This window comes from Streptomyces sp. B6B3 (assembly GCF_039871525.1).
Lineage (GTDB): Bacteria > Actinomycetota > Actinomycetes > Streptomycetales > Streptomycetaceae > Streptomyces.
In genome coordinates this window covers 414,632-440,132 of record NZ_JBDPLU010000004.1, presented here as the reverse complement: position 1 = coordinate 440,132, position 25,501 = coordinate 414,632, and the positions used below count along the sequence as shown (strand labels likewise).

30 protein-coding genes and 1 pseudogene are annotated in these 25,501 nt (G+C 71.8%); 19 read left to right on the top strand and 12 right to left on the bottom strand.

Going from position 1 to position 25,501, the window contains the following annotated elements:
• Nucleotides 1-8: 8 nt before the first annotated feature.
• The 3 genes from ABGB06_RS12185 to ABGB06_RS12175 are packed head-to-tail and all read left to right on the top strand — an operon-like array spanning nucleotide 9 to nucleotide 2,010.
• On the top strand, nucleotides 9-887 hold the full coding sequence (locus ABGB06_RS12185) for a carbohydrate ABC transporter permease (RefSeq protein WP_347588264.1): 879 nt from the start codon (nucleotides 9-11) through the stop codon (nucleotides 885-887).
• A 3-nt stretch (nucleotides 888-890) separates the two neighbouring features.
• On the top strand, nucleotides 891-1,631 hold the full coding sequence (locus ABGB06_RS12180; RefSeq protein ID WP_347588262.1) for a hypothetical protein: 741 nt from the start codon (nucleotides 891-893) through the stop codon (nucleotides 1,629-1,631).
• Complete coding sequence (locus ABGB06_RS12175) at nucleotides 1,579-2,010, top strand: hypothetical protein (protein ID WP_347588260.1); 432 nt, start codon at nucleotides 1,579-1,581, stop codon at nucleotides 2,008-2,010. Before ABGB06_RS12180 ends, ABGB06_RS12175 begins: the two co-directional genes overlap by 53 nt.
• Before the next feature lie 35 nt (nucleotides 2,011-2,045).
• Here ABGB06_RS12175 and ABGB06_RS12170 read toward each other — a convergent pair whose 3' ends face one another.
• Nucleotides 2,046-3,122 carry an alkene reductase gene (locus ABGB06_RS12170; RefSeq protein WP_347588258.1) on the bottom strand — a complete coding sequence of 359 codons (1,077 nt, stop codon included), beginning with the start codon at nucleotides 3,120-3,122 and terminating at the stop codon, nucleotides 2,046-2,048.
• Nucleotides 3,123-3,238: 116 nt separating this feature from the next.
• Here ABGB06_RS12170 and ABGB06_RS12165 point away from each other — a divergent pair, with 116 nt between their 5' ends.
• On the top strand, nucleotides 3,239-3,616 hold the full coding sequence (locus tag ABGB06_RS12165; protein WP_347588256.1) for a MerR family transcriptional regulator: 378 nt from the start codon (nucleotides 3,239-3,241) through the stop codon (nucleotides 3,614-3,616).
• Here the strand turns inward: ABGB06_RS12165 and ABGB06_RS12160 are convergent.
• The 4 genes from ABGB06_RS12160 to ABGB06_RS12145 all read right to left on the bottom strand — a co-directional run bounded on the left by ABGB06_RS12160 (nucleotide 3,561) and on the right by ABGB06_RS12145 (nucleotide 7,804).
• Entirely contained in the window at nucleotides 3,561-4,274 is a 714-nt protein-coding gene (locus ABGB06_RS12160) for a hypothetical protein (RefSeq protein ID WP_347588254.1), read from the bottom strand. The genes ABGB06_RS12165 and ABGB06_RS12160 overlap by 56 nt on opposite strands.
• Entirely contained in the window at nucleotides 4,271-4,813 is a 543-nt protein-coding gene (locus tag ABGB06_RS12155) for a TetR/AcrR family transcriptional regulator (protein ID WP_347588252.1), read from the bottom strand. The genes ABGB06_RS12160 and ABGB06_RS12155 overlap by 4 nt, the downstream gene beginning before the upstream one ends.
• A complete protein-coding gene (locus ABGB06_RS12150) occupies nucleotides 4,806-5,132 on the bottom strand; it encodes a hypothetical protein (RefSeq protein WP_347588250.1) in 327 nt (108 codons plus the stop codon). The genes ABGB06_RS12155 and ABGB06_RS12150 overlap by 8 nt, the downstream gene beginning before the upstream one ends.
• 185 nt (nucleotides 5,133-5,317) lie before the next feature.
• Nucleotides 5,318-7,804 (bottom strand): SdrD B-like domain-containing protein, encoded by a 2,487-nt coding sequence (locus ABGB06_RS12145; protein WP_347588248.1) that lies wholly within the window; start codon nucleotides 7,802-7,804, stop codon nucleotides 5,318-5,320.
• Between the two features lie 233 nt (nucleotides 7,805-8,037).
• Here ABGB06_RS12145 and ABGB06_RS12140 point away from each other — a divergent pair, with 233 nt between their 5' ends.
• Entirely contained in the window at nucleotides 8,038-8,802 is a 765-nt protein-coding gene (locus ABGB06_RS12140) for a hypothetical protein (RefSeq protein ID WP_347588246.1), read from the top strand.
• 7 nt (nucleotides 8,803-8,809) lie between these two features.
• On the opposite strand, the gene ABGB06_RS12135 is transcribed toward ABGB06_RS12140, so the two are convergent.
• Nucleotides 8,810-10,147, bottom strand: a complete 1,338-nt coding sequence (locus ABGB06_RS12135; RefSeq protein ID WP_347588244.1) for a right-handed parallel beta-helix repeat-containing protein — start codon at nucleotides 10,145-10,147, stop codon at nucleotides 8,810-8,812.
• Between the two features lie 102 nt (nucleotides 10,148-10,249).
• Here ABGB06_RS12135 and ABGB06_RS12130 point away from each other — a divergent pair, with 102 nt between their 5' ends.
• The 4 genes and pseudogenes from ABGB06_RS12130 to ABGB06_RS12115 all read left to right on the top strand — a co-directional run.
• Nucleotides 10,250-11,416 (top strand): Dyp-type peroxidase, encoded by a 1,167-nt coding sequence (locus ABGB06_RS12130; protein WP_347588242.1) that lies wholly within the window; start codon nucleotides 10,250-10,252, stop codon nucleotides 11,414-11,416.
• A gap of 250 nt (nucleotides 11,417-11,666) precedes the next feature.
• On the top strand, nucleotides 11,667-12,158 hold the full coding sequence (locus tag ABGB06_RS12125) for a DUF2975 domain-containing protein (RefSeq protein ID WP_347588240.1): 492 nt from the start codon (nucleotides 11,667-11,669) through the stop codon (nucleotides 12,156-12,158).
• Nucleotides 12,158-12,379 (top strand): helix-turn-helix transcriptional regulator, encoded by a 222-nt coding sequence (locus ABGB06_RS12120; RefSeq protein ID WP_347588238.1) that lies wholly within the window; start codon nucleotides 12,158-12,160, stop codon nucleotides 12,377-12,379. Before ABGB06_RS12125 ends, ABGB06_RS12120 begins: the two co-directional genes overlap by 1 nt.
• Before the next feature lie 111 nt (nucleotides 12,380-12,490).
• Nucleotides 12,491-12,607: pseudogene (locus tag ABGB06_RS12115) on the top strand (transposase family protein); the annotation flags it as partial.
• Between the two features lie 21 nt (nucleotides 12,608-12,628).
• Here the strand turns inward: ABGB06_RS12115 and ABGB06_RS12110 are convergent.
• From ABGB06_RS12110 to ABGB06_RS12100, 3 genes are all read right to left on the bottom strand, one after another.
• On the bottom strand, nucleotides 12,629-12,784 hold the full coding sequence (locus tag ABGB06_RS12110; RefSeq protein WP_347588415.1) for a hypothetical protein: 156 nt from the start codon (nucleotides 12,782-12,784) through the stop codon (nucleotides 12,629-12,631).
• A 5-nt stretch (nucleotides 12,785-12,789) separates the two neighbouring features.
• The gene (locus ABGB06_RS12105) at nucleotides 12,790-13,185 is read right to left on the bottom strand and encodes a hypothetical protein (protein WP_347588236.1); all 396 of its coding nucleotides are present in this window, start codon (nucleotides 13,183-13,185) and stop codon (nucleotides 12,790-12,792) included.
• A 150-nt stretch (nucleotides 13,186-13,335) separates the two neighbouring features.
• Complete coding sequence (locus ABGB06_RS12100; protein WP_347588234.1) at nucleotides 13,336-13,647, bottom strand: hypothetical protein; 312 nt, start codon at nucleotides 13,645-13,647, stop codon at nucleotides 13,336-13,338.
• Nucleotides 13,648-14,065: 418 nt separating this feature from the next.
• Between ABGB06_RS12100 and ABGB06_RS12095 the strand changes: the two genes are divergently transcribed.
• The 4 genes from ABGB06_RS12095 (at nucleotide 14,066) to ABGB06_RS12080 (ending at nucleotide 17,295) form a co-directional block, all read left to right on the top strand.
• Nucleotides 14,066-14,671, top strand: coding sequence for a hypothetical protein (locus tag ABGB06_RS12095; RefSeq protein WP_347588232.1), 606 nt, complete (start codon nucleotides 14,066-14,068; stop codon nucleotides 14,669-14,671).
• Nucleotides 14,672-14,845: 174 nt separating this feature from the next.
• Nucleotides 14,846-15,097, top strand: a complete 252-nt coding sequence (locus ABGB06_RS12090) for a hypothetical protein (protein WP_347588230.1) — start codon at nucleotides 14,846-14,848, stop codon at nucleotides 15,095-15,097.
• Between the two features lie 71 nt (nucleotides 15,098-15,168).
• Nucleotides 15,169-16,140, top strand: coding sequence for a hypothetical protein (locus tag ABGB06_RS12085; RefSeq protein ID WP_347588228.1), 972 nt, complete (start codon nucleotides 15,169-15,171; stop codon nucleotides 16,138-16,140).
• A 132-nt stretch (nucleotides 16,141-16,272) separates the two neighbouring features.
• Entirely contained in the window at nucleotides 16,273-17,295 is a 1,023-nt protein-coding gene (locus ABGB06_RS12080; RefSeq protein WP_347588226.1) for a LacI family DNA-binding transcriptional regulator, read from the top strand.
• On the opposite strand, the gene ABGB06_RS12075 is transcribed toward ABGB06_RS12080, so the two are convergent.
• Nucleotides 17,243-18,859, bottom strand: coding sequence for a family 43 glycosylhydrolase (locus ABGB06_RS12075; protein WP_347588225.1), 1,617 nt, complete (start codon nucleotides 18,857-18,859; stop codon nucleotides 17,243-17,245). The genes ABGB06_RS12080 and ABGB06_RS12075 overlap by 53 nt on opposite strands.
• A 131-nt stretch (nucleotides 18,860-18,990) precedes the next feature.
• Here ABGB06_RS12075 and ABGB06_RS12070 point away from each other — a divergent pair, with 131 nt between their 5' ends.
• From ABGB06_RS12070 to ABGB06_RS12050, 5 genes are all read left to right on the top strand, one after another.
• Nucleotides 18,991-20,340 (top strand): extracellular solute-binding protein, encoded by a 1,350-nt coding sequence (locus ABGB06_RS12070; protein ID WP_347588223.1) that lies wholly within the window; start codon nucleotides 18,991-18,993, stop codon nucleotides 20,338-20,340.
• The gene (locus ABGB06_RS12065) at nucleotides 20,337-21,338 is read left to right on the top strand and encodes a sugar ABC transporter permease (RefSeq protein WP_347588222.1); all 1,002 of its coding nucleotides are present in this window, start codon (nucleotides 20,337-20,339) and stop codon (nucleotides 21,336-21,338) included. Before ABGB06_RS12070 ends, ABGB06_RS12065 begins: the two co-directional genes overlap by 4 nt.
• Nucleotides 21,335-22,195 carry a carbohydrate ABC transporter permease gene (locus ABGB06_RS12060; RefSeq protein WP_347588220.1) on the top strand — a complete coding sequence of 287 codons (861 nt, stop codon included), beginning with the start codon at nucleotides 21,335-21,337 and terminating at the stop codon, nucleotides 22,193-22,195. The genes ABGB06_RS12065 and ABGB06_RS12060 overlap by 4 nt, the downstream gene beginning before the upstream one ends.
• Before the next feature lie 387 nt (nucleotides 22,196-22,582).
• A complete protein-coding gene (locus ABGB06_RS12055; RefSeq protein ID WP_347588218.1) occupies nucleotides 22,583-22,708 on the top strand; it encodes a hypothetical protein in 126 nt (41 codons plus the stop codon).
• 151 nt (nucleotides 22,709-22,859) lie between these two features.
• Nucleotides 22,860-23,483 (top strand): lytic polysaccharide monooxygenase auxiliary activity family 9 protein, encoded by a 624-nt coding sequence (locus ABGB06_RS12050; RefSeq protein ID WP_347588408.1) that lies wholly within the window; start codon nucleotides 22,860-22,862, stop codon nucleotides 23,481-23,483.
• Nucleotides 23,484-23,577: 94 nt separating this feature from the next.
• Here the strand turns inward: ABGB06_RS12050 and ABGB06_RS12045 are convergent, their stop codons facing one another.
• Together ABGB06_RS12045 and ABGB06_RS12040 are read right to left on the bottom strand one after the other, a co-directional pair.
• Entirely contained in the window at nucleotides 23,578-24,024 is a 447-nt protein-coding gene (locus tag ABGB06_RS12045; RefSeq protein ID WP_347588217.1) for a PPOX class F420-dependent oxidoreductase, read from the bottom strand.
• Nucleotides 24,021-24,614, bottom strand: coding sequence for a dihydrofolate reductase family protein (locus ABGB06_RS12040; protein WP_347588216.1), 594 nt, complete (start codon nucleotides 24,612-24,614; stop codon nucleotides 24,021-24,023). The genes ABGB06_RS12045 and ABGB06_RS12040 overlap by 4 nt, the downstream gene beginning before the upstream one ends.
• 91 nt (nucleotides 24,615-24,705) lie before the next feature.
• On the opposite strand from ABGB06_RS12040, the gene ABGB06_RS12035 reads away from it, so the two are divergent.
• Nucleotides 24,706-25,158, top strand: a complete 453-nt coding sequence (locus tag ABGB06_RS12035) for a helix-turn-helix domain-containing protein (RefSeq protein ID WP_347588214.1) — start codon at nucleotides 24,706-24,708, stop codon at nucleotides 25,156-25,158.
• Nucleotides 25,159-25,501: the final 343 nt, after the last annotated feature.

The following is a 25,501-nucleotide window of genomic DNA, read 5'->3' as shown; positions in this document are numbered from 1 at the left end:
GAACAACCGTGAGACCGAACGCGAAGCCGAACTCGAAGCCGAACGTGAAGCCGAGCGCGGGTCCGACCAGGAGAAGGATCGGTCGGCTCGGCGCCGACCTGGCGCTGTGGCTGGTCGGCCTGCTGATGGTGGCGCCGTTGCTGTGGATGGTGGTCCAGAGCCTGACGGCCGAGGAGGCGGCGTTCGCGCTGCCGCCGAAGTGGGTGCCCGACCCGTTCACCCTCGACAACTTCCGAGCGATCCCGGACCTCGTCCCGTTCGGGCGGATGGCGCTCAACAGCCTTCAGGTCGCGGTCCTCTCCACCGCGGGGTCACTGCTGGTCAGCGTGCTGGCGGCGTACGCGTTCTCCCGGCTGAGCTTCCGCGGCCGGGACGGCATCTTCCTGATCATGCTGAGCGCGCTGATGGTGCCGACCCAGATGACGGTGATCCCGGTCTTCGTGCTGATGCGCAACCTGGGGCTCGTCGACACCCTGGCGGCGCTCTGGCTGCCGGCGCTGATCAACGTCTTCTCGATCTTCTTCCTGCGGCAGTACTTCAACACCATCCCGCGGGAGCTGGACGAGGCGGCCCGCATCGACGGTGCAGGACACCTGTGGATTCTCTTCCGGATGATCGTGCCGCTTTCGGGGCCCGCCCTGGCGGCGATGACGATCCTCACCTTCGAACTGTCCTGGAACAACTACTTCGGACCGCTGATCTTCCTCAGCTCCCCGGAGAAGATGACGCTGCCGATCGGCCTGGTGACCCTCCAGAACGGGCAGGGCGGCTCCTCCGTGGTCGTCCTGGCCGCGATCACCGCGGTGGTGGTGCCGGTGCTGGTGGTCTTCCTCGCCTTCCAGCGCGCCTTCGTGGCCAGCATCGCCTCGGCCGGCGTGAGGGGATGACCGATGGCTGACCACGTGATCGGATCCCCGGCCGGCGCGCCGGCGGCGGACGAGACCCTGCTGCGCACCCTGCGGGCCGCCTGGCCGGCCCTGCCCGCGCTGCTGTTCGGCAGCGTGGCGGTGTGCCTCGCCGGTGCGTTGACGGTGCTGCTGGCGCCCGGGGTCACCCCGGTCTCGGCCCTGCTGGCGGGGCTGCTGGTCGCCCCGTGCGCGGCGGCGCTCGCCGACGTCGGCAACGCGTTGGCGGCCGGGCGGGAGGCCACCGTCGCCGGATGGTGGCGCGGGCTGCTCCGGCTGTGGCGCTTCGGCACCGCACAGGGCCTGCTGGTGGCGGTGCCGGTCGCCGCGTTCCTGGCCGCGCTCGCCGTGTGGCAGAACGGCGGCGGCGCGTGGGCGCTGCCGTCGCTGGCGGTGAGCGGCGCGGCCAGCGTCCTCGCGCTGCCCGCCCTGGGGGCGGTGCTGCCGCTCGGCGCGGCGCGCGGCGACCTGCGCGGCCGGCGGCTGTGGCTGTGCGGCCTGTACCTGGTGGCCCGGTGGCCGCACCGGTTCCTGGCCGGACCGGCGCTCGCGGTGCTGGGCGTGTGGGCGGCCGTGCACTGGACCGCCTCGGTGCTGCTGCTGGTCCCCGGCCCGGCGGCCGTCGTCACGGCGGCGGCGGTGTGGACGACCCTGGCGGACGTAGGGTCAACGGATGCCCCTGAGTCGCCTCGTGCTCCTGTCCGGCCGTTCGGTCGATCTCGCTGAGATACGGATGTCCTCCACCTACGGCGGACTTCTGGAGGGCTATCCGTGCGAGCGCGTCAACGAGTTCGTCATCAGGAGCCGCCTGCGCGTCGCCGGGGAGGCCTACCCCGGTCGGCCGGTCCACCTCGTTCCGCCGGTCGTCGAGTTCCCGGATCGGCCCGCGGGCAGTTCGGGGCCCTACGCGGAGCTGCCCGCGGTGGCGTGCGTCGGCGCGTTCCGCTCCACGGAGATCGACCCCGACCACGACTCGGGCTGGTACTTCTCCGCGCTCACCGTCGTCTGGTTCCAGCCCGCCGCGGACATCCCGTCGGGCGCCGACGCGGAACCAGCCCTCCGCGCGCTCGCCTGGGAGGAACTGGCCCGCGACCTCGAGGAGTGAGCGGGCCCCGGCCGCGCGCCACGGCCGGGGCGGCGTCAGGCCGCCGTGTGGTGGTACGTCGGGTAGGTCAGGTAGCCCGCGTCGCCGCCCTGGTAGTAGGTGGTGTCGTCGACGGGGGCGAGCGGGAGACCGGTGCGCAGGCGTTCGACCAGATCGGGGTTGGCGATGAACGCGCGGCCGAAGCTGATGAGGTCGGCTCCCAGGCCGAGCCAGTGGTCGGCCTCGGCCCGTCCGACCTGCTTGGGGCCCATCGGCACCGTCGGGTTCATGATGAGGGTGCCCGGCCAGGCGCGGCGCAGCCCGACCAGCACCTCCTCGTCGGTGGTGGCCTCAAGGTGGACGTAGGCCACGTCCAGGCGGGCCAGCTCGCCCAGCAACGCCGCGTAGAGCGCGGGCACCTCGGTCTCCGCGACGCCCCAGAACGTCGCGCCGGGGGAGAGGCGGACGCCGGTCCTGGCCGCGCCGACGGCCTCGACGGTCGCGCTGGTCGCCTCGACGGCGAAGCGGATCCGGTTGGCGACCGAGCCGCCGTAGCGGTCGGCGCGCAGGTTGGCGTTCGACGAGAGGAACTGCGAGATGAGGTAGCCGTTGGCGCCGTGCAGTTCCACGCCGTCGAAGCCGGCGTCGATCGCGCGGCGGGCCGCCTCGGCGTACGACCGCGCGTGCTCGGGCACCTCGGCCGTCGCCAGGGCGCGCGGCGTGGGCGCGGGCTGGGGTCCGGTCGGGGTGAACACGTCACCGACGGCGGGGACCGCCGAGGGCCCGACGGGCCGGGTTCCCGTGGTGTCGGGATGGGAGACCCGTCCGCCGTGCATGAGTTGGGCGAAGATCCGGCCGCCGTTGGCGTGCACGGCGGCGGTCACGGGACGCCACGAGGCGACCTGCTGGTCGGTGTGCAGCCCCGGTGTCCCCGGGTTGGACTGGCCGATCAGGCTGGGCTGCACGCCCTCGCTCACGATCAGACCGGCCGTCGCCCGCTGCGCGTAGTAGATGGCCATCGACGGGGTCGCCAGGCCGCCGGCGGCGGCCCGGACCCGTGTCATCGGGGCCATCACCACCCGGTTGGGCAACGTCAGGTCCCCGAGCGGATGGCGGTCGAGAAGCGTGGTCACGTCAGGACTCCCTCGTACGGCGAGGCGCCCGGTTTCCGGGCCCGCCAGGTACGCTAAAACCTCACATTGATGTCAGAGGCAAGGGCTGTGTCGCGGCTCACAGCCGGGAGGGCGGCATGCGCATCGGGGATCTCGCGGCACGGACCGGGGTCAGCGTCCGGTCCCTGCGGTACTACGAGGAACAGGGACTGCTCAGCAGCACCCGCAGCCCCAGCGGGCAGCGGCACTACACGGAGCACGAGGTCGAACGGGTCTCGTTCATCCAGCGGCTGTACGCCGCGGGCCTGTCCAGCGGCACCATCGCCGAGCTGCTGCCCTGCGTCGACGCGCCGAGCCAGGAGAACTCCGAGGCCGCGCTGGAGCGGATGACGCAGGAGCGCGACCGGCTCTCCCGGCACATCGCCGACCTGATGCGCACCCGGGACACGCTCGACGCGGTCATCGCCTCGGCCCGGGCGCACCGGGAGCGCCAGCGAGCGACCGTGGCCGGCTGACCGCGTCGCCATCACCGGCCCGGGCGAGGGCCGTGCCGAGCGTGACGATCCAGACCAGCAGCAGGGGCAGCGAGACGAACGCCACGGGCGTCAGGGCGTCGGACAGCAGCACGTAGCCGATTCCGGACAGGGTGATCGCGGCGGCGAGTGCCCAGCCGGTGAGGGACTCCCGGCGCCGCAGCAGCGTCGCGTGCCGCGTCGCGGCACAGGCCCCGGCGGCGAGCACGGCGAGGGCGAACATCTTGACGCCGTCCACGCGTTGGCCCGCGTCGAAGAGCGTGCCGGCCGTACCGGGTGACGCCGGGTCGGCGCCGGGCACGGAGACCAGCTCCAGGAGGAGCTGGACGCAGGCGAGGGCCGCCGCGGCTGTTCCGGCCCATCCGGCCGTCCGGGCGGCGCGGCTGCCGGTGCGACGGGCCCAGCGCAGCAGCCCGGCCGCGACGACCGCGAGGCCGGCCGCGGCCACACCGTGCGTGAGCAGGGCTTGGCCGATCGCCTGGGCCGGATGGTCGGCGTACGCGGTGGCGATCTCCGCGTGCGAGTCACCGGCCTCGGGCGTGGCGCCCCATCCGACGGCGAGTCCGGCGACCCATCCCGCGGCGTGGACGTACCCGCCGGCGCGGGTGCGGGAGGTGTTGGTGGTGACGACGGCGGTCATCGGGATTCTCCTCGAATGGTGTGGGTGAACGCCTCGCAGCCGGTGCGCCAGGCGGCGTCCAGATCCGCGTCGGGCGGGAAGCGGCCGTCGAGTTCGAGCACGACCATGCCGTGCGCGAAGGCCCAGAACGTGCGCGCGACGTCGATGTCGCCGCGCACCGCGCGGAGCAGGGGCATCGCCGCGCGGTCCTCGAGTCCTTCGGGCAGCGCGGTGCGGGCGAGCGGCCGGGTGTTGGTGAGGCGGTAGAGGTGGGGGTGGGCCAGCGCGTGGCGCCGGAAGGCGCGGGCGAGGACGAGCAGGGGCGGTTCGGTGCCGGCCCCGACCCCGGCCTCGGCGGCCTCCAGCTCCCGTGCCATCTCGGCCATGCCCTGCGCCTGCAGCGCGGCCTCGACGGCGGCCTTGTCGGGGAAGTGCTTGTACAGGGACGGCGCCCGGATCCCGACGCGTTCGGCGATCCGCCGCATCGACAGCGCCTCTGGCCCCTCGGTGTCGAGCAGGTGCCGGGCGGCGGCGGTGATCTCGCGCACCCGGTCAGCCACGGCGCACCGTCCGGTCGATCGCGATGCGGGTGAGCCAGCCGAGTCCGGCGGTGAACATCGGCGGCCACACGATGGGCGTGACGGTGTAGACGACGAGCACGGCGAGCGGGATCCACCCGAGGTGCGCCGCGCGGTGGCGCCGGAACAGGTCCGGCACCGCGAAGAAGACGAGCGCGGCGGCGGTGGTCGGCACCCCGTACTTCACCGACTCGAAGACGGCGAACGCCCCGAGGAACAGCGCGAGCACCCCCCAGCCGCCTCGACGCACCCGCGTCGCGACGGAACCGCTCCTGACTCTGCCGCCGGTGATCGTGGTCACGGTGACACCTCCTGGTCGTCTGGCCTCCCGGCTCGTCGGCTAACGGCGTTAGCCTGACCGGTGCGTCCATCATCCGGCTAACACCGTTAGCCGTCAAGCCCAGGAAACCGGACCGCATGGCCGACGGGCCGGTGCGTCGCACCGGCCCGTCGGGTGTTTCGGGGTGTTTCTTGGTGTTTCCGGTGTCAGTGGCGTCCTGCGCGCCGCTGACGGGTGAGGAGGACCGCTGCCGTGCCCGCGCCGAGCAGCACGGCGGTGAGGGCGATGGCACTGCCGAGGCCGGACGTACCGGTTTCGGCGAGGTTGCCGCCCGGATCCTCCCCGTCCGGTGCCGGCGTGTTGGGCGCCGGGTCCGTCGGCTCCTCCGCGGGAGGCGACGCGGGCGGTGTCGGTGTCGGGGTTTCCGGCTCCGGGATGTGGACGCCGGCGTCGATCGTGTGATCCACCTCTCCTGGTGTGTCCGGCGCGGTGACCGGGGCGTAGCCGTTGCAGAGCTGGCCGGAGGTCGGCGGGGTCACGTTGGAGTCGTGGGCCCGGTCGTCACCGGCGCGCGGCTGTGTGAACCGCAGGTCGCTGGCGGCCGGTTGGTCCGGTACCCCGCTGGTGTCCGCCGTGCAGACATCGAACTGCACGGTGTACTCGGCGCCCGGTGTCAGCTCGTACTCCGCGCCGACCCCGCCGAAGTAGTACTCACCGGCGGCATCGGTCGTGGTCGTGGCGACCTGCTCGCCATCGGCGTCCAGGAGGTTGACCGTCGCACCCGGCAGCAGTACGTGCCCCGGGTCCTGGAGGCCGTTGCGGTCGCCGTCGTACCAGACCACGTTGCCGATCTGGATCGGAGCGTTCGCCGCCGCGTACGCGATGTCGCCGAGGCCGCCGGCCTTGCCGAACCCGTTCTGGTTCGGGCCGACGAACTCGTACGCGTTGTTGACCGGGTCGTTGCCGGGGCCGAGGCCGGTGGCGACGTCGTAGTAGCCGGTCCCACTGGTGATGACCCGGCCGGCCGGGTCCATCTGGGTGCTGACGACCCACGGCTGCTGCGGGATGTAGGCGACAGAGCCCAGGGCGGACTCCTGGTGCGGCCCGGCCTGGGTGGCGGAGCCGCCGTTCGGGAAGAAGTCACCGGGGAAGTACTCGACGACGCCGCCGGGTTGGGCCCCGTCAAGAGTGGGGTCCGTGGCGTTGTCGGGGCAGATTCCGGTGCCCTCCCAGTCGTACCCGCCGTCGGGCCTGGCGCAGGCCATGTTGATGTCGCCGCCGGACATCCCGTTCTGTGGTGTGTCGTTGCCCGGCCTCGGGTCAAGACCGCCCCAGCTCACGACGTCCATGAACCGGTCACGGAAGCCGAGGATCAGCGAGCCGTCGCGGGTGAAGGCCATACTGGCCAGCGCCGGCTGCGGATTGATCATCGCGCCGCCCAACTGGAAGGAGTCCCAGTCCTCCAGGTCGGTGTTCCACGGGTTCCAGTGGTTGCCCTGGCCGCTGCCGGAGTTGCCGACATGCACGTTGCCGCGCTCGAAGTCCAGCGGCTGGGACAGCACGGTGGTGAACTCCTCGCCGTCATAGGTCGCGACGACGGCCCTCAGGTCCGCACGGTTCTGGGTGCTCTCGGCGCTGCACACACCTCCGACGTACAGCTTGCCGTCGTGGGCGGCCACACTGTACGGACGCCAGTCGTCGGCCGAGGCGCAGCCCGGGTCGGGGATCGGCACGGTCTCCTCGGGCGCCGAGGCCGTGGGCCCGGTCGCGTCGAAGCTGACCAGGCTGCGGGTGAGCAGGTTCACCGCGTACAGGGTCGAGCCGTCCTCCGACAGGGCCAGGCCGCCGATGCTCTCCTTGCCCGGCGCGTCGGTGAACCCGGCGTCCTTGATCAGGTTGTCGGTGTCATGCTCCGTCTCCGTGGCGTCCGGCACCGTCGCGAACAGCGTCGGGGCACCGCCGTCGGCCGGCTGGACGTAGATCGCGCCACCGCCCTCCGGCCCGTACTCGGTGTACCGCCGGGCGAACGCCGACTGGAACAGCTGGTCGCGGTACCGGTCGTAGGCCAGCCCGTAGGTCGTGCCCACCTGGTCCTGGGTGTTGAGGACCTCCGGGCACGCCTCCTGCTCGGAACAGATCCCCCGGGCGTCCGTCCCGAACGCCACCAGTGCCCGGGTGTCCGTCCCGCCCGCGCCACTCTGGATCGGCACGAAGTAACGGGTGTCGGGCAGTGCGTAGTCGGCCGGATTCCAGACCCCGGTGGTCACCGAGTCGTCCCGGCCGTCCGAGACGTCCACGAACGAGGTGAAGCTGTCGAAGTGGTTCGGCGCGGTCGAGGCGGGCGCCGCCTGCAGATAGTCCTGGTAGGTTTCCGGGACGCTGACGTCGACCCGGTACCGGCCGCCGGTCAGCTCGCTCGTCGGCGGCACGACGACCCTTCCCGTGACATCCGTGACACCGGTGACACGGTTCCCCGAGAGGTCGGTGACGTCGACCTGGATTCCCTGTTGGGGCACATCCATGGTCGAGTTGATCACGCCGGTGCCGAAGAAGTCCCGCAGTACCTCGACGGTCAGTGTGCCGTCAGGGGCCGCGGCTCCGGCCTGCCCGGCCCCCGTCAGGGTCGTGCCCACAGCGCCCCCTGCCAGGAGCACACCGGACAGCCCCATCCGCAGCAGTGCACGTAATCGCATAGCGCTCCCTTCGTCCTGAGTCAACGCAAACCCAGCGACTTCCGCGCAGAGACTACAGTTGACGAGCCGTAGTGTCCTGCTGACGCGGAGTTTTGGGGGCCTCTCGGTGAGAACTGTTATGCTCGCGCCGCGTGCGGAGCATCTGGAGCAGTAGAGGCCGGGACGGCGGAGCGCGGGGCACCAGCACCAGGCGGCGTCGCCGGTGGCCACGATTACGTTGGGCAGCGGCAGCCGTGGTCTGCGTCGCGGCCGCCGCGACCAGCGCCTTCATCCTCCTCGGCGACGATGGCCCCGCCGCCCCACGGGCGTTGACCTCGGACGAGGCGAACCGGCTGGCCGTCACGCGATTCCTCAACTACCAGGCCGGCGGCCGGGCGGTGACGATCAACGTGCCGAACGTCGACGGTGGGCTGATCATCACCGCATCCGTCGACTACCGCACCCACACCGGTTACGGGGTGGTGCGAGGGACCGGGCGCGACACGTCCAGCGACGGGCTGATCCGGTGGACGCCCACCACCGTCCTCGTCCACCCCATGGCGGACCCCCCGGCGGTCGCCCCGGCGTCGCCGCCCGCGTCCGGTTGGTACAGCCGTCCGCTGCAGACATCCGGCATGACCCTGGACAGCGCGCTGGCCATCGTGCTCGACCTCGGCAGCGACCGGCCGGACAACGCCGCGCTGCTGCCGCAGAACGGCGCCACCTGGGTCGGGCAGGAGCAGGTACGCGGCCATCGGACGGACATCATGAGCGGGCCGCGTCCCGAGGCCGATTCCGGTGCGGGTGCCGACGCCGATGCCGAGTCCGATGCCGACGTCCCCGGCGGCGACACCAGCACCAGTTCGTCCCAGAGCGTGCGTTACTGGATCGGCTCGGACGGCACCATGTACCGGGTTGAGGTCGGTATCGCCTCCGCGCCCGAGCCGGTGGTCCTCGACTTCGACACCCAGACGTATGTCCCCGTCGAGCCGCTGCCCGAGGCCACCCCGACGCCGTAGCCGCCGCTCATGAGGTCGGTACCAGCGCGTCGTCGGCGAGCAGTGACGGCGACGGCAGCGCGATGTCCGCGATGTCCGGCAGCTCCGGAACGTCAGGCACGACGGTGGCTCCGGCCGTGGTGGCCCCCGGGAACTCCGGCTGCGGGCCGGGCGCGGCCACGTCGGTGAAGGGAATGCCCGCGGGCGCCGCCGGGCCGTGCCAACTGCCCGAGGGCGTCGGGGACGTGGCGGGGATGGGGCAGGACGCGGTGGACGCGAGGCCTTCGGGCACGGTCGTCCGAAGCTCGTTCCCCTCCAGGCAGTTGCCCTGTCCCCGGGTGGCGGTGGGGAACGTCCAGCCGATGTCGACGCCGTTGTCGGTGAAGGTGTTGTCCGTGATCCGGTTGCCGTCCGCCGTGAGGTCGGCGGTCGCCGTGATCACGAGCCCGGCGTTGGTGTTGCCGGTGACCAGGTTGCGGACGAACTGGTTGTCGCTGCCGCCGTCGACGCCGATGCCGATGCCCCAGCCGCCGTCGGCCTGTTCGGGGGTCCGCGGCTGCTGGTTGTCCGCGATCAGGTTGCCCGCGATGACGGCGTCGCGCTGCGGAAGCAGTTTCTCCTGGTGGTCGGAGTTGGTGGTCAGTCCGACACGGTTGCCGACCAGCCGGTTGCCGACCACATACATGTCACCACTGGCGTTGGTGCCCTCGTAACCGACCGCGTTGAGTTCCGAGACGTTGTCCCGCACGACGATCCCGCACGGCCTGCACTGGCCGACATAGATCCCCGAGTCCGCCCCGCCCGAGGTGTAGGAGTGCTCGATGACACCGTTCTGCGCGGAGAACGCGTAGATGCCGTAGAGGCCGTTACGGGTCGCGGTCACATGCGATACCAGGAACGAGTCCAGGAGGCTGACGGGTTCGTCGCCGGTGTCGTAGCCACCGCTCCCCGGCAGTGCGTCGACCGCCGCCGCCGAACCGGTGACCAGCACCCCGTTGTGCGTGTTGTTCCGCACCGTCAGGTTCTCCACGGCCACCCCGGGCGCCGTGACGACCACGCCGTTCGGCCGCCGCACCTGCCCGTCGATGACCACCTCCGCCCGGGACTCGCCCCGCAGAGTGATGCGCTCCGTGTCGATCAGCACCGACTCGTGGTACACGCCCGGCGCCACCAGCACCAGATCACCGGGCTGGGCCAGGGACACCGCGTCCGAGATCGTCGGAGCGTCGGCAGGCACCCGGATCGTCACCTCCGCGCCGTCCGGCCGCCGACCCTCGGCCGATCCGTCGTCGCCGCCGCCACAGCCGGTCACCAGCGTCAGCACGCCGAGGGCAGCCGCCATCATGCGAAGAGCTAATCGAGACATGATCCCAGTCTGGCACGCGTCTCGTCGTCGAAATGTCGAACTCCCGCTCACAATATGGTGGTTGGGCGGCGGCCTCAGACCGGGTGTGGCATCGTACGCGTCATGCCCCGCGCCGACCGCCCCCCGTCACGCCGCGCGTTCCTCGATGTCGCGGGTGTCACGGTGGCCGCGGGTCTCCTCGCCGGGGGTTCGGGGGACTCCGACCGGTCCGAGCGGTCCGACGATCCCGTCCCCTCCGCGTCGGCCACGCCCACGCCGGTCGCGGTGACGGGCCGGTACCAGGCGGGCGTGACGCGTCCCGGGTCGGCCCAGCCCCACCTGCTGGCCCTGGTGGCCGACCTCGGCGCCACGGTGACGCCCGGCTTGCTCCTGGCCGAACTCGGCGAGACCATCCTGACCCTCACCGCCGGATCCGACCCACGCCTGCTGGGCCTGCCCCCGGGCGATGTGACCGTGACCGTCGGCGTGGGCCCACGGCTGGTGCGGACGGCCGGCGCCACCCTGCCCGGCGCGGCCGACCTCCCGCCGTTCTCCCGCGAGCGGGTCGCCTCGCGGGAACGCGGCGGCGATCTGCTGATCCAGATCTGCGCCGGCGACGCCCTGCTCCTGCCGGTCGCCGCCGCCGCGCTCCTGGACCAGGCCGGCGACCGCATCCAGGAGCGCTGGCGGCAGTTCGGACGCCGCGGCACGGAGGTGCCCGTGGCCGAGGACCGCACCGCACCGCGCAACCTGCTCGGTTTCATCGACGGCATCGTGGGCCCGCACACCACCGCCGAGCAGGAACGTGACCTGTGGCTGGCTGGCCCTGACGCGGTCGCCGGCGGCACCCTGGCCGTACTGCGGCGCATGGAAATCGACCTGACGCGGTTCGCCGCCCTGTCCGTCGCCGAGCAGGAGGCGGTCTTCGGGCGGCGCCGGGCCAGCGGCGTACCCCTCTCCGGCGGCAGCGTCGACTCGGCCCCCGGACTCAACGCCAAGACGCCCGACGGGCGCTATCTCGTCCCCGTGGACGCCCACGTACGCAGGGCGAACCCCACCGTGGTCGGCGTCGGCCACATGCTCCGCCGCTCCTACAGCATCGACGACCCCGCCCCCGGCCTGCTCTTCATCAGCTTCCAGAACGACCTGCGCACCTTCACGGCCACGCTCGCCCGCATGGACGCCTCCGACGCGCTGCTGCCCTTCACCACCACGACCGCCAGCGCGACCTTCCTGATCCTCCCCGGCTACGACGCCCGACGCCCACTCGGTTCCACCCTGTTCGGCTGACCCACGAGTGGAAGGACCCCACCCGCGCGACCCGGATACGGCCGGGGCCCGTCGCTCGAGCGCGGTCACCTAACAGTCAGCCCTCGGTGGGTGGCCCACGCCTCGGCCGCCTCCGCCATCGCCATGAGCCAGGACTCCTCGGGCCGGCGGATGGCGTGTGGCGAAACCGCCGCCCGCACGCCGACCCAGCCCTTGTTTGACTTATCGTTATTCGATAGATTCTCATCGTATGTCGATGGGAGGACAAGGCATGGGAAAGCTGACGGTGCGCGGGCTCCGCGCCGTGCTCGTGGTGGTGCTCACCGGCACCGTGTTCGTACAGGCATTGATGGTGTGGGCGTTGATCAGCGGGAGTGACCCGGAGGACGGGTCGCTCCCGCTGACCCCGCTGCGGGTGATCACGATCCTGGGCATGGGAACGGCTCAGGTCGCCCTGGTCTGTGTATGGCGACTGGTAACGATGGTGCGGCGCGGAACCGTGTTCTCCCACGCCGCCTTCCGGTACGTGGATGTCATCATCGGCGCGATCGTTGCAGCTGCTCTCGTGTGGTTCGCGGTCACGGCCCTGAACGCGCCGAGCCAGCGGGACGATCCGGGCGTCAGCCTCATCGCGGGCGGGGTCGGCGTGGCCATCCTGGGGGTCGCGCTCATCGTGCTCGTGCTGCGGATGCTGCTCGCCCAGGCCGTCGCGCGCGACGTCGAAGCGTCGCAGATGCAGGCCGAGTTGGACGAGGTGATCTGATGCCGATCGCCGTCGACATCGACGTGATGCTGGCCAGGCGGAAGATGTCCGTGGGCGAGCTCGCGGACCGCGTGGGCATCACGCCCGCCAATCTGGCGGTACTCAAGAACGGCCGCGCCAAGGCGGTGCGCTTCACGACGCTCGCCGCGCTCTGCGAGGTGCTCAAGTGCCAGCCAGGCGACCTGCTCCGCTGGGAGCCCGAGGACACCGCCGGCGAATAAACCGTGCCTGCCGACGCGTCATCGCCGATCCCACTTGCCTTTGACCAACTCCGCGAGCAACCCGGCACCGTACCCGGGGAGATCTCGGGCCTGCTGGAGCGTCTGGCCGAGATGCCCGACCCTCGCGATCCGCGCGGCGTACGGCACGCTCTGGTCGTCATGCTTGCGCTGACCGCGGGCGCGGTTCTGGCCGGAGCGATCTCCCTGCTGGCGGTGGGTGAGCGGATCACCGACGCCCCGCCGTCCGTCCTACAGCGTCTCGGCGTACGGCCCGATCCGCCGTCCCCGAAGCGGTGCCTGCCGGCGGAGGCGACGGTGCCGGGGCTGCTGGGCCACGGGTTCGCTCTGGCGGTGCAGGTAGCGGGCCTGGCCCCTGGGGATGGGCGGCATCCACGTGCCTGACATGGCGGTCACCTCCCGGGCTGTGGGGCCGGCGTGGTGTCGGGCAGGGCGCGGAGGCCGGCCACCACCCGCCGCAGGGTCGCGGGGTCGGTGTCGTAGTCGTCCGCCAGCGGGTCCGGGCTGTCGTCGGTGGCGGCGGTCCAGCGCGGCAGGCGGTCGAGGGGGGACCCCCGCCACGGCGGTGCGGATTCGCGGCGCGGCAACGGCACACACCGTGGGTCGCAGCCGAACAACTGGAGCAGATAGCCGCAGTCCTCGATGTCGCCGAGGCGGCGGGCGTGGGCGCCGAGGTAGGCGCCGCAGTGGGCGCAGTCGATGCCGAGGAGTTGTCGCTCCGTCAGCCGCTCGGCGTCGGGCAGCGGCACGTCGGCGATGGCGGGGTGCTCGACCGTCACGGCGGTCACCTGGCCTGCTCCGGGTCCGGCCGGGGTCCGGGGCAGGCGTGAGCCTCGACGGTGTCGCCGACGACCGATAACCGCGTCCAGCAGCGCGTGCACCAGACCGACCCGACCGGCGTCGCGGGCGGCGGAGGCGCGGCGGGCTGTGGGGAGGCGTCAGCCACGGCGCGGCTCCCGACCGTCGGTGGGCAGGAGGACCGCACCGAGTGCGGCGTGCAGCAGCGTCGGCCGGGTCAACCACCCTCGCCGTCCGGGTGGGACGCGCCAGCGCGGCGAGCCCTCCCACGTTGCGGGCGGCACCGTCAGCCACTGCCCCCGGCCGCGCACGCTCACCCCACGCAGCGCCCAGCCGGCCGTCGCACCGGCGTGCACGAGCCACGTCATCGTGTGGGAGCCGCCGTCCTTGATATACGGCCCGGAGTCGGTGCCGAGGTGCGCCAGAGCCCGGACGCCGTCGAAGGCGTCCACCGTGACGCCGTCGAACCACCGTCCGCACGGCGCCGGGCGTCAGCCCTGCTCAGGAGACGGCAGCCACTCAGGAAGCGCCGGCGGAGGCGGTGCGGCGGGCTCGGGCATCGGGACCCCTCACAGTCATCGCGTTCGTGCGATGACTCAAAGTGGCGCACCTTTTCGGGCATAACCACGGCATCCGTCTGCCATTACTGACACAACCTGGCTAGCGTCTGGAATGTCACTAATGACGAGGAGGGTGGCGTTGAGCGACACGCTACGGCGGGCCATCACGGAGTCGGGCCTGACCGCGCACGAACTGGCGCGTGCGTGCGGGGTCGAGGACCGGACCGTGGACAGATGGCTGTACGAGGGACGCGTCCCGCGCCCCGGAACGCGCGCGACCGTCGCCCGAGAGCTGGGAGTTGAGGAAGTAGTGCTGTGGCCCGCCGCCGCGAAGGCGGTCATGAAGACCGGGCCGGATCGCGAGATCGTATCGGTCTATCCCTACCGCTCCGCCTGTCCGTCATCGGTCTGGCGGTCGCTCATCACCGACGCCATCGACAACCTCACGTTCGCGGGCTACACCAACTACTTTCTCTGGCTGGAACAGCCGAACCTCGCCGCGGCGCTACGGCGGAAGGCCCGGACCGGCGCGGCAGTGCGGTTCCTCCTCGGCGACCCCGAATCCGACGTCACCCTCCGCCGCGAGAGCGTCGAACGCACCGCCCTCACGGTGTCCACCCGCATCCGCATCACGCTCGAACATCTCCACCAACTCGGCGCCATCGAAGGGCTGGAAGCCCGGTACAGCGCTCACGAGGGGCATATCTCCCTCAGCGTGTTCCGCTTCGACGATCAGATGTTGGTGACCCCGCACCTGTCCAATCTGGTGGGACACGACTCGCCCATGCTGCATCTTCGGCGCCTCCAGGACGACGGGATGTTCGACCGGTTCGCGCAGCACGTCGAGACGTTGTGGGACGCCGGGCGTCCAGTGCCGGCCGCGCCGCCGCACGCCGGCGCGCAGGACCCCCGCTGACGCGACAAAGGAGCCCTCACCCGGCCGGAGCGACGAGGCCGCTGCTCGCCGATCGGGAAACCACCCCGCGGGCGGCGGGTGGCGTCTCAACGCAGGTGTTGTCCAGGACGTGCCGAGTTCGAGGCGGTGCGCGGCGCGAGTTGAGGGACGCGCTGATGGAACACCTGGGACAGGATGGCGCGCAGCCATGCCCTCGACTCCATCGGACGCGCGGAATGCCCCTTCCTCGCCGGGAAAATCATCGGTTCCGCGCACGTCACGACGACGGGTGACGCGCCGGCGGATGCTGCCCTGGTGTACGACTACGAGCGCGGCGCGCCGATCGACGCGGGCCTCGGCCTGTTCCGTCGCGGCCCGGCCCAGGCACCGCATCGCCTCTTCTTCCGATTGTGTCGGCGGAATGCAACGTGCCCGGAGGTGTGGTGAACACACGTCGCAGGAATGTTTTCTTCGGTGGGCTGGAAAAACGGACCGCGTGACGCGGTGGAGGGGGACCCATGGATTCGACGGAAATTCTGGCCGCGGCCGTTGGGCTGATGACGGGGGCGGCCGCCAGCGCGGTGAACGCGGTGGGGGCAGGTGCGGGCGACGCGGTTTTCACGCTGGTGCGGGAACGCTTAGGCGGGTCGACGGAGGGGCAGGCGGCGCTGACACGGGTGGACGGCGAGCCGGCCGATCCCGCGACGGCGGTCGCGCTGCTCGTGGCGTTGCAGCGGGAGTCGGCTCGCGACCCCGGCTTCGTCGAGGAGTTGGCTCGCGCGATGGGCGGCCCGCCCGCACCGACATCCGCCACCGGGAACCTGACGGTCAGCGGGACGAAGATGCGCAACAGCCACATCGTGCTCGGCCCGCTGACCGTCAACAACACCCGACAGGCCCGCTTCTCACTGGCGGCGGCAGCCGCGGTGCTCGTCGCGTTGGTCGCCCTGGCGGTCTACGGCGGCCGCGAACTCGTCGCGGGTGACGATCCCGGGACGGCGAACGCACCGGTGGCAACGGCCACGGAACCCACGTCCCAGGCCGAGGCGGGGGAGGGGGCGGGGACCACAGCGGAGCCGACTCCCACCCCGGCCCCGGGCACACCCGACGGGTCGGAATCCGCTGACTGGTCGTGTCTGGAGGAGCTGTTCTCCCAGGAACCGGACGTCATCGCCCAGTACGAACTTCCCCTCGGCAGAACGGCCAGCGGCTACATGAACAGCGGAAACTCCGAACATCCGGCCGCCCTCATCCTGCAGCAGGACGGCGAGACCGTCGCGGCCGTCCGCACCTCCTACGAGAGTCATCTCGGGCTCGACGTCCTGGACGTCGTCGACGCGTCCTGCGAGCCCCTGGCCTTCGACCTGCACCGGTCCGACGACGGCGGTGTGCTGGAACTGGAGATCGGGGGCGCCGGATACGAGGTCGTGATGGAGTTGGACATCCTCGGCAACTTCTCGGAAGTGATCTTCCAACCGGCCGGTGGGTGAGCTGATGGCTCCGTCCACAGGCCACGGGCAGGCCCACCCGAGCAGACCGAAGCCGGCCTGGCCAGGCCGGCAGGGCGCGGAGGTTAGTATGCCGTGATCGCCGGCCGGAGGGCCGGCCGGGAGTGGAGTGGTGTGGCCGAGCGACGTTCGGCGCGTCCCCCGAGCATGGTGGACGTGGCCAGGGAGGCGGGCGTGGCGCACGTCACCGTCAGCCGTGTGCTCAACGGCCACCCCTCGGTGCGTCCGGAGACCCGGGACCGGGTGGTCGCCGCCATCGAGCGGCTGGGCTACCGCAGGAACGACCTGGCGCGGTCGCTGAAGAGCGGGCGGTCGATGACCATCGGCCTGGTCATCGCGGGCTCCGAGCTCTTCGAGCTCCCCCGCACTCTGCTCGGCGTCGAGAAAGCCGCGCAGCAGGCCGGCTACTGGGTGAACATGAGCAGCTGGCAGGGCGGCGGCACCGACCAGCTCGCGGCGACGGTGGACCGGTTGACGAGCCAGGCGGCCGAGGGCATCGCGATCATCGCGGACCGTCCGGTGGTGGCGAGCGCCCTGGAGCGCATGGTCGCGCGCGTGCCCATGACGGTGGTCACGTCCGGCAATCTCATGAACCCGGCCATCGGCTCCGTCGAACTGGACCAGGAGCTCGGCGCCCGGCTCGCAACGCGCCACCTCCTCGAACTCGGCCATCGGGACATCGTCCATCTCACCGGCCGGCTGACCGCCTTCGACGCCCGCGCGCGCGTCGAGGGCTGGCGAGCGAAGATGCGGGAGGCCGGGGTGTCGGAGCCGGAGGTTCTGGAGGGCGACTTCTCGGCCGCCAGCGGCTACCGGCTGGGCCGGGAGGTGGCGCGCAGGAAGCGGCGGCCCACCGCCGTCTTCGCCGGGAACGACCAGATGGCGATGGGCGTGCTCGCGGCGTTCGCGGAGGAGGGGGTGGCGGTCCCCGGGGACGTGTCGCTCGTCGGCTTCGACGACATCATGGGCTCCGAGTACCTGGTCCCCTCCCTGACCACGGTGCGTCAGGACTTCGTCGCCCTCGGCCGCACGTCCATCGACGTGCTCGTCGGCCTGATGGCCGGGGCGCGGCCGCGTCACCACCTCATCGCGCCGACCCTCGTCGTTCGGCGGAGTTCGGCGCCGCCGCCCCGGTGACGGGCACGTCCCGGCCGGCAGCCGTGTAGGTCACGTCCGCGACGCGAACCCACGGCGCCCCGGCCGGTCCGTGGTGGGCCACGCCCAGCAGGACGCCGACGAAGCTGTCGGCCGCCTCGCTGCTGAGTTCCCGCGCGTCGAGCGTCGCGTGGGCGTCGAAGGCGCCGGTGTCGGACAGCGTGCCGAAGGCGTAGTGGTGCCCGTCGGAGCGGATGCCGAGGCGCTGTCGGCCCGCGCCGGGGCGGCGGGCGAGGGCGGTGTCGGCCCCGCCGGCCCGCAGCACGGTCTCGACCACGACGCCGCCGGCCTCGCTCCGCACCGAGTGGGCGACGAAACGGTCCTGGCTCTGGAACGCCACCAGCGCGGTGTGCCCCTCGGCCGAGGCCGGTGCGGGGACCAGCGCGGAGAACGCGAAGGCGTGCCGGTCCTGGCGCCGGCCGAGGAACGCCGGCCGCCCCCGGGAGGCGAGGTCGTCGGGCGAGGGGGCGAGGGACAGGTCCCCGCCCTCCCACCGGTGGGGGACCGCACCGCGCACGCCGACCCAGTCGGCCGCCACATCGCCTTCCGGACCCCCTTCCGGACCCCCTTCCGGACCGCCTTCCGGACCCCCTGCCGGACCCCCTGCCGGGCCACCCGCCGGCCCGTCGTGCCCGCCCAGGCCGGTGACGGCGCCGACGCCCGGGGCGAACACGGGCCCCGCCGGCTCCCAGGCAACCGGCACGAGGAAGGTCTCGCGGCCGAGCGTGTGCACGCCGGCCACGGTCCTGACGCCCAGCACCACGGCCCAGGTGTCGCCGGCCGGGGTGTCGACCAGATCGGCGTGGCCCACGTTCCGCACCGGCGCGAGGGCGCCGAGATGGCGGTGGGTCAGCAGCGGGCTGCGCGGGTCGGTCGCGTAGGGCCCGGTGGGTGAGCTCGCCACGGCGGCGGTGACGGCGTGGTCGCGCCCGGTGCCGCCCTCGGCCGCCAGCAGGTGGTAGTCGTCGCCCCGCCGGTACAGGTGCGGCGCCTCGACCCACGCGCCGGTGACCGCGCCGTGCCACAGCACGTGGGTCGGGCCGACGAGGCGGAGCGCGCGGTGGTCGAACTCGCGCAGGTAGATCTCGCCGGGGCCGGTCGCGTCGGGCGAGAGCGCGTCGCGGGCGGCGGTGAACCACGCGCGGCCGTCGGCGTCGAAGAACAGCGACGGGTCGATGCCCTCGGCGTGCAGGTCGACCGGCGCGGACCACGGTCCCGCCGGGTCGGCGGCGGTCGTCACGAAGGTGCCGCGGCCCCGGCGGTCCTCCGCGACGGTGTAGACGACGTGGAACAGGCCGTCGTGGTGCCGGATGGTGGGGGCCCACACGCCGTCGGAGACGTCGAGCCCGTCGAGGTCGACGTGGGCCGGCTCGGCGAGGACGTGCCCGACCAGCTCCCACCGCACCAGGTCCCGGCTGCGGTGCACGGGAAGCCCGGGGAAGTAGGCGAACGACGACGTGACGAGGTAGTAGTCCTCGCCGACGCGGCAGATCGACGGATCCGGGTGGCAGCCGGGGAGGACGGGGTTGATCTCGGCAGCGGGCACATCGGCTCCTGGGCTGTCGGGGAGCGGGGACTTGACGAATGACAACGTTTCCATCAACGTGTGCTCAGCACAAGGCACCCCCAAGCAGGGACGAGCCGGATGGTTGTCCCGCCCAGGCCAAGGAGAAGCGCATGCCCGCCCCGCCCCGGACTCGTAGAAGTAGCAGTCGTATCGGTCGATTTCGGCTCACCCGGGTACTGGCGACCGTGGCCGTCGTCGGCGTCACCGCCGCCCTGACGGGCTGCGGCTCCGGTTCGGACGAGGCGGACGGGCCCGTCACGCTGGAGTTCTGGAACTGGAGCCTCAAGGCCGCCGATCCCGCCGCTCAGGCGATCATCGAGCGGTACGAGGACGAGCACCCGGGCGTCAACATCAAGCTCTCGGAGGTCGGGGGCACGCAGGAGACGTCCTCCAAGCTCCTCGCGGCCGACCGCGCCGACGACACACCGGACATCGTGCAGGTCGAGTACCGCGCGCTGCCCTCCCTCGTGGTGTCCGGCGCCGTCCGGGACATCACCGACGACGTCGCCGGGGTGCGGGACAACGTCGACGACAACATATGGGCGCTCAGCAGCATCGACGACCGCGTCTACGGCGTGCCGCAGGACATCGGGCCCATGATGTTCACCTACCGCAAGGACCTCTTCGAGCAGTACGGGGTCGAGGTGCCCACGACGTGGGAGGAGTACGCGGAGGCGGCCGAGGCCATCCACGCCCAGGACCCCGACGTCTACATCACCAGTTTCTCGGCCACCGGGCTGGAGTTCGCCGCCGCGCAGGCCGCCCAGGCCGGCTCCCAGTGGTGGAGCACCGACGGTGACGCATGGGAGGTGGGCATCGCCGACGAGGCGTCGCTGGAGACGGCGGACTACTGGCAGGATCTCGTCGAGCGCGATCTCGTCTCCGTCGAGCCGCTGCTGACACCCGAGTGGAACGCCAAGGTCAACGACGGCAGGATCCTCAGCTGGGCCGCCGCCTCCTGGGCGCCCAGCGTCCTGTACTCCGTGGCCCCCGACACGGCCGGGCAGTGGGCGTCGGCGCCGCTGCCGCAGTGGACGGCCGGCGATCCGGCCGTGCCGTTCCTCGGCGGATCCACCTATCTCGTCCCCGAGCAGTCGCAACATCCCGAGGAGGCCGCGGAGTTCGCCGCCTGGCTCGGCGCCTCGGACGAGGGTTCCGAACTGCTGCTCGGCCTGGACCTCTACCCCGCGGGCAACGGGGGTCGTCAGGCGACGCTCGCCAGCGATCCGCCGCGTCTGATGCCGGAGCAGACGGACTTCTACGAGATCGCCGACCAGGTCATCGAGGACACCACGATCCCGATGACGTGGGGTCCGAACGTCAACGTGGCGCAGAGCGCGTTCGGCGACGCGCTCAACCAGGCGGCGCTCGACGGCACCTCCTTCCGCGATGTCTACCGCGACACGCAGGAGGCCGTGATCGAGGACCTGGAAGAGTCCGGATACACGGTGCGCCAATGAGCCTTGACAGCTCCGGCCCGCGGGAGGGGGGCGCCGTCCTCCCGCAGGGCGCTCCGACCGTGGCCGGCGCCCGGCGGGACCCGGCGCGTCCCCGCGGCCGGGCTCGGCGGCGGGGATTCGTCCCGTGGCTGTTCGTCGCCCCCGCCGCGTTCTTCTTCGTCGCCTTGCTCCTCGTGCCGATCGGTTACGCGCTCTACCTGAGCTTCCGCGGACTGCGGGTCGACGGCGCCGGGGCGTACGGCCGACGGGTGGAGGGATTCATCGGGCTGGACAACTACGAAAGCGTGCTGACGGACCCGGAGTTCGTGGCCGGCCTCGGCCGGCTCCTCGTCTACGGCCTCATCGCGGTGCCGACCGTGCTGGGCCTGGCCCTGCTCTTCGCTCTGCTGCTCGACACCCCCAGGGTCCGCTTCGCGAGTTTCACCCGGACCGCGATCTTCCTGCCCTACGCGGTGCCTGGCGTGATCGCGAGCCTGCTGTGGGGATTCCTCTACCTGCCGAGCACCAGCCCGATCAGCGACCTCGCCCGGTCGCTCGGCCATGGCCCGCTCGACATGCTGTCCTACCCGACTCTCTACTTCTCGCTGGCCAACATCGCCCTGTGGTCGGGTGTCGGTTTCAACATGATCATTATCTACACCTCGCTGCGGTCGATCCCCTCGGAGATATACGAGGCCGCGCGGATCGACGGCGCCGGGGAATGGACGATCGCCTGGCGCATCAAGGTGCCTCTCCTGGGCCCGGCTCTCGTCCTGACAGGCCTGTTCTCGGTCATCGGGACCATTCAGCTCTACAGCGAACCCGCGACGCTGCGGCCGATCACGACCACCATCTCCTCGACGTGGGTGCCGCTGATGAAGATCCACCAGGAGGCGTTCATGAACGACAACCTGGGCGGAGCCGCCGCGGCATCCGTCGTCCTGGCCGCCGGAACGCTGCTGGTCTCACTCCTCATCCTCCGCTTCTTCCAGAAGCGCACGTTCGGCGGCGCCTCATGAGCGGCACCGCCACCCGAAGGCCGCCGCGGCCGCGCATGGCCCCGGCGGCGACCCTGGTGCTCCTGGTCGGCGCGATCTACTGTCTCGTGCCGGTGGTGTGGGTGCTCGTCGCGTCCTCGAAGTCGCCGCGCGAGCTCTTCACGAGCTTCTCGTTCGCCCCGGGCACGGGCCTGTGGGACAACCTCGTCGGGATCAGCACCTACGGCGACGGGCAGTTCTGGCGCTGGGGCCTCAACAGCCTGATCTACGCCGGGGTCGGCGCCCTGGCGTCGACGCTGGTCTCCGCGATGGCGGGCTACGCCCTGGCGAAGTTCGTCTTCCGCGGCCGCGAGGTGCTCTTCGGCTTCATCCTCGCCGGCGTCCTCGTGCCCGGGATCGTGCTGGCGATCCCGCAGTACCTGCTGCTGGCCGAACTGGGGCTCGCGGGCACGTACTGGTCCGTGCTCCTGCCGTCCGTCATCAACCCGTTCGGGATCTTCCTCTGCCGGGTCTTCGCGCAGACGGCGGTGCCGACCGAGACCCTGGAGGCGGCGCGCGTCGACGGCGGCGGCGAGGCGCGGATCTTCGCGACGATCGTGCTGCCGATGATGACGCAGGGTCTGGTGACCGTGTTCCTGCTGCAGTTCGTCGGGATCTGGAACAACTTCCTGCTCCCGTTCATCATGCTCTCCGACCAGGACAAGTACCCGATGACGCTCGGGCTGTACTCGTTCCTCTCGAAGGGGGCGGGGGACACCGACCTCTATCCGCTCATCATCATCGGCTCGGCCCTCTCCATCCTGCCGCTGATCGCGCTGCTCCTGGTGCTGCAGCGGTTCTGGCGGGCGGACCTCCTCACCGGGGGACTCAAGGGCTGAGGTGCGGAGGGCGGGAACGGCGCCGATCGTTCCCGCTCCCCGGGTACGCCGGCGGGCGTGACGGCGCGTCGACCGTCGGCCGGGATCCGGCGAAGTCGCCGAGCGGGCACATCCGTTGACCGCCGCCAGGGCCGTCGCTACGCTTCCCGGAGAAACTGTCGGATGTAAGAGTGCGAAACTATCTGACATCAAGCGGTTGATGTTGCCGATCCGGCGTCAACCGTCGGCTCGGTAGGTGCTCGTGCGGAGGCTGGCGCGCGACGGCCCAGCCCGCCGGGACATCACCCGCCCCGCCGGGCGTGCGCAGGGGCCGAGCCGGCGGAGGGACGCGGTGGCCCGGCCGTCCGCCTCGACGAGCAGCACCACGAAAGGGCCGTTGACGTCAACGTGGTCCGCGGCCGCCGGTCCCTCCGCGACCTGCGCAACGCGGTCGACGACTGGCGTCGCAACGGCGGCGACGAGCTGCGCGACTTCTACCAGCGGCTCCTCGACGAGGACGGAGGAGCCGCCTGACGAGCCACCACAGGATCCGAAGATCCCCGACCCCCCACAGTGAGAGAAGCGAGGAGCCGCAGTGTTATCCCTCCGACACGACCTCCGACACGGCCGCCGGCACGACGGTCGACCCGACCGCGCCGGCGCATCGAGCTGGCCCTTCCGCACCCTGCTGGCGGCCCTGGCCGCGGCCACGTTGCTGTTGACCCCGTGGTCCACCCCGCCCGCCGCCGCCCACGGTTCGGTCGCCGACCCCCTCTCCCGCATCTACGGCTGCTACCTGCGCTGGGGCAGCGACTGGATGAACCCGGACATGGAGCAGCAAGATCCCATGTGCTACCAGGCATGGCAGAGCCCCACCGGCGCCATGTGGCTCTGGAACGCCCTCTACCGCGAGGGCACCGGCGGCGACTTCCAGGCCTACATCCCCGACAACCAGCTGTGCAGCGCCGGCCTCACCGACAGCGGCCGCTACGCGCCCATGGACACCCCCGGGGCGTGGCGGACCACCCAGGTGGACAGCAGCTTCACCGTCGACCTCTTCGACGAGGCCAAGCACGGCGCCGACTACCTCCTGGTCTACGTGACCAAGCAGGGCTACGACGCCAGGACCGACGCCCTCGACTGGGCCGACCTGGAACTGGTCGCCGAGACCGGTAAGCAGGCCCCGAACAGTCACTACTACGCCGACGTCAGCGCGCCGGGACGCAGCGGCCACCACGTCGTCTACACGATCTGGAAGGCCTCGCACGGCGACCAGATCTACTTCACCTGCAGCGACGTCACGTTCTGAGCCCGGCGCGACGCCGACCCTTTCACGGCCCCGCCGGACACCGCCCATCCGGCGGGGCCCCGGCCCCGGCCCCCGCTGTCGTGGCCGTGGCCGGCTAGGCGACACCCACCGTCTGTCGCTCGGGTTCGATGACCGCGACGACGCGTTCCTGGTCTCGCGGGTAGGGCTGACCGATGTACTTGCCGGACAGCTCGTCGACGATCGTCCAGGCCGCGTCGCCCGCCAGCCACTCGACGACCCGGCCGCGGACGACGACCGGCTCGAACGGGTTGTCCGCCGGGGCGAGGGAGAGCGCGACCCGCGGGTCGCGGCGCAGGTTGCGGGCCTTGCGGGTGCCGGGTCCGGTGAGGAACACGAGCTGGTCGCCGCGCGTGCCGATCCAGACGGGGACGGAGTGCGGGGCGCCGTCGGGCAGGACGGTGGCGAGGTGGGCGATCGGGGTGCCGTCGAGCACGCGGCGCACGTCGGGGTCGAGCATCGTGGTCATCTCCTGGTGTGGGTCGTGGCTGGGCTTCCGGCGGGGGTCGGCGGCGGGGGTCATCGCTGGACCTCGTAGTGGAGGTGGGTGACGCCGGGCGTCGGGACGGCCTCGACGAGGCGCAGGCGCACGTGTTCGGGCAGCGCCTGGAAGAAGGGCCGGCCGCCGCCGAGCAGGACGGGCACCTGGTGGAGGACCACCTCGTCGACGAGCCCCGCGGCCAACGCCGCGGTCAGGGCGCCGCCGCCCATGAGGCCGACGTCCCTGTCGCCGGCGGCCTCGCGGGCCGCGGCGACGGCGTCCTCGATGCCGCCGGTGACGAGGGTCTGCCGTTCGGTGATCTCCGGGGCCGGCCGGTGGCTGAGGACGAACAGCCGGGCCGTCGGGTGCGGGCTGCCGCCCCCGAAGTGGTCGGAGTCCTCGTAGGTGTTGCGGCCCGCCACGATGGCGCCCACGCGCGCGGCGAGGGCGTCGAAGACGCGCGCGCTGGGCTCGCTCAGTCTGAACCCGTCGAAGACCTGGCTGGGCGTGTCGCCGTCGAAGTACCAGTCGAAGAGGGTCGTTCCGTCGCCGAGCCCGTTTCCGGGGCCGGGCTCGCGGCCGGTGATGTACCCGTCGACCGACACCGCGTGGGCGCTGATGACCTTGCTCATCTCCGTGGTCCTTTCTGGGGTTCCCTGAAGAGACTCTGGGACCGTAGCATCCAGAGTTCCCTCAGGGAACCCCGATTGCTAGACTGGTTTCATGCAGCGCACGGACTTCAGCAGGATGGCGTGCTCGATCGCGCGGACGCTCGACGTCATCGGGGAGCCCTGGTCGCCGCTGGTCCTGCGCGACATATGGGTCGGGCTCACCCGCTTCGAGCAGCTCCAGGCCGACCTCGGGATCTCGCGCAAGGTGCTCACCGAGCGGCTGAACCACCTCGTCGACCAGGGCGTCGTCGAGCGTCGCCCCTACGACCGGCGGCCGCGCTACGAGTACGTGCTCACCCCGAAGGGCACCGAGCTGGTCGACCTGCTCATGGTCATGACCCGCTGGGGGGACCGATGGCTCGCCGGCGAGGCCGGCCCGCCCGTGCTCTACCGCCACCGCGCGTGCGGCGAGGTCAGCGACGTCGACCTGCGCTGCACCCACTGCGGCGGGCCGATGCACGCCAACGACGTCGACCCCCTGGCGGGCCCCGGCTCGGCCAGCTGACCGGAACGAGCCCGGAGGCCCCGGCGGCGCGGCGGCACGTGTGAAGCGCTTCGATGCTGGCCTCGGAACAGAGCCCTTCCCGGCGGCGTCTGCCCCGACGGGGGAACGTCGTTCCTCTCCCGGTCAACAACGCCTGGACTCTCGGTCATTGGTTTTTCCGTCCGCAGGGCTTGTGCGACCCGGCGAGCGGTCCTACCCTCATCGCGATCGAAGCGCTTCGATGATCCGCCTCACGCACCACCGTCCGCGCGCGTGTCACGGCTGACCGTTCCGCCACAGGCTCCTCCCGCTCTCCCTCTCTCCCGCTCCTCCCGCTCCTCACGGCTTCCTCCTCGCGACCCCG

Coding starts and splice junctions, on each gene's coding strand:
- ABGB06_RS12180 (WP_347588262.1), top strand. CDS start 891: ATGGCTGACCACGTGATCGGATCCCCGGCCGGCGCGCCGGCGGCGGAC.
- ABGB06_RS12175 (WP_347588260.1), top strand. CDS start 1,579: ATGCCCCTGAGTCGCCTCGTGCTCCTGTCCGGCCGTTCGGTCGATCTC.
- ABGB06_RS12165 (WP_347588256.1), top strand. CDS start 3,239: ATGCGCATCGGGGATCTCGCGGCACGGACCGGGGTCAGCGTCCGGTCC.
- ABGB06_RS12160 (WP_347588254.1), bottom strand. CDS start 4,274: ATGACCGCCGTCGTCACCACCAACACCTCCCGCACCCGCGCCGGCGGG.
- ABGB06_RS12145 (WP_347588248.1), bottom strand. CDS start 7,804: ATGCGATTACGTGCACTGCTGCGGATGGGGCTGTCCGGTGTGCTCCTG.
- ABGB06_RS12135 (WP_347588244.1), bottom strand. CDS start 10,147: ATGTCTCGATTAGCTCTTCGCATGATGGCGGCTGCCCTCGGCGTGCTG.
- ABGB06_RS12130 (WP_347588242.1), top strand. CDS start 10,250: ATGCCCCGCGCCGACCGCCCCCCGTCACGCCGCGCGTTCCTCGATGTC.
- ABGB06_RS12125 (WP_347588240.1), top strand. CDS start 11,667: ATGGGAAAGCTGACGGTGCGCGGGCTCCGCGCCGTGCTCGTGGTGGTG.
- ABGB06_RS12120 (WP_347588238.1), top strand. CDS start 12,158: ATGCCGATCGCCGTCGACATCGACGTGATGCTGGCCAGGCGGAAGATG.
- ABGB06_RS12110 (WP_347588415.1), bottom strand. CDS start 12,784: ATGTCAGGCACGTGGATGCCGCCCATCCCCAGGGGCCAGGCCCGCTAC.
- ABGB06_RS12090 (WP_347588230.1), top strand. CDS start 14,846: ATGGCGCGCAGCCATGCCCTCGACTCCATCGGACGCGCGGAATGCCCC.
- ABGB06_RS12085 (WP_347588228.1), top strand. CDS start 15,169: ATGGATTCGACGGAAATTCTGGCCGCGGCCGTTGGGCTGATGACGGGG.
- ABGB06_RS12070 (WP_347588223.1), top strand. CDS start 18,991: ATGCCCGCCCCGCCCCGGACTCGTAGAAGTAGCAGTCGTATCGGTCGA.
- ABGB06_RS12065 (WP_347588222.1), top strand. CDS start 20,337: ATGAGCCTTGACAGCTCCGGCCCGCGGGAGGGGGGCGCCGTCCTCCCG.
- ABGB06_RS12060 (WP_347588220.1), top strand. CDS start 21,335: ATGAGCGGCACCGCCACCCGAAGGCCGCCGCGGCCGCGCATGGCCCCG.
- ABGB06_RS12045 (WP_347588217.1), bottom strand. CDS start 24,024: ATGACCCCCGCCGCCGACCCCCGCCGGAAGCCCAGCCACGACCCACAC.
- ABGB06_RS12040 (WP_347588216.1), bottom strand. CDS start 24,614: ATGAGCAAGGTCATCAGCGCCCACGCGGTGTCGGTCGACGGGTACATC.
- ABGB06_RS12035 (WP_347588214.1), top strand. CDS start 24,706: ATGCAGCGCACGGACTTCAGCAGGATGGCGTGCTCGATCGCGCGGACG.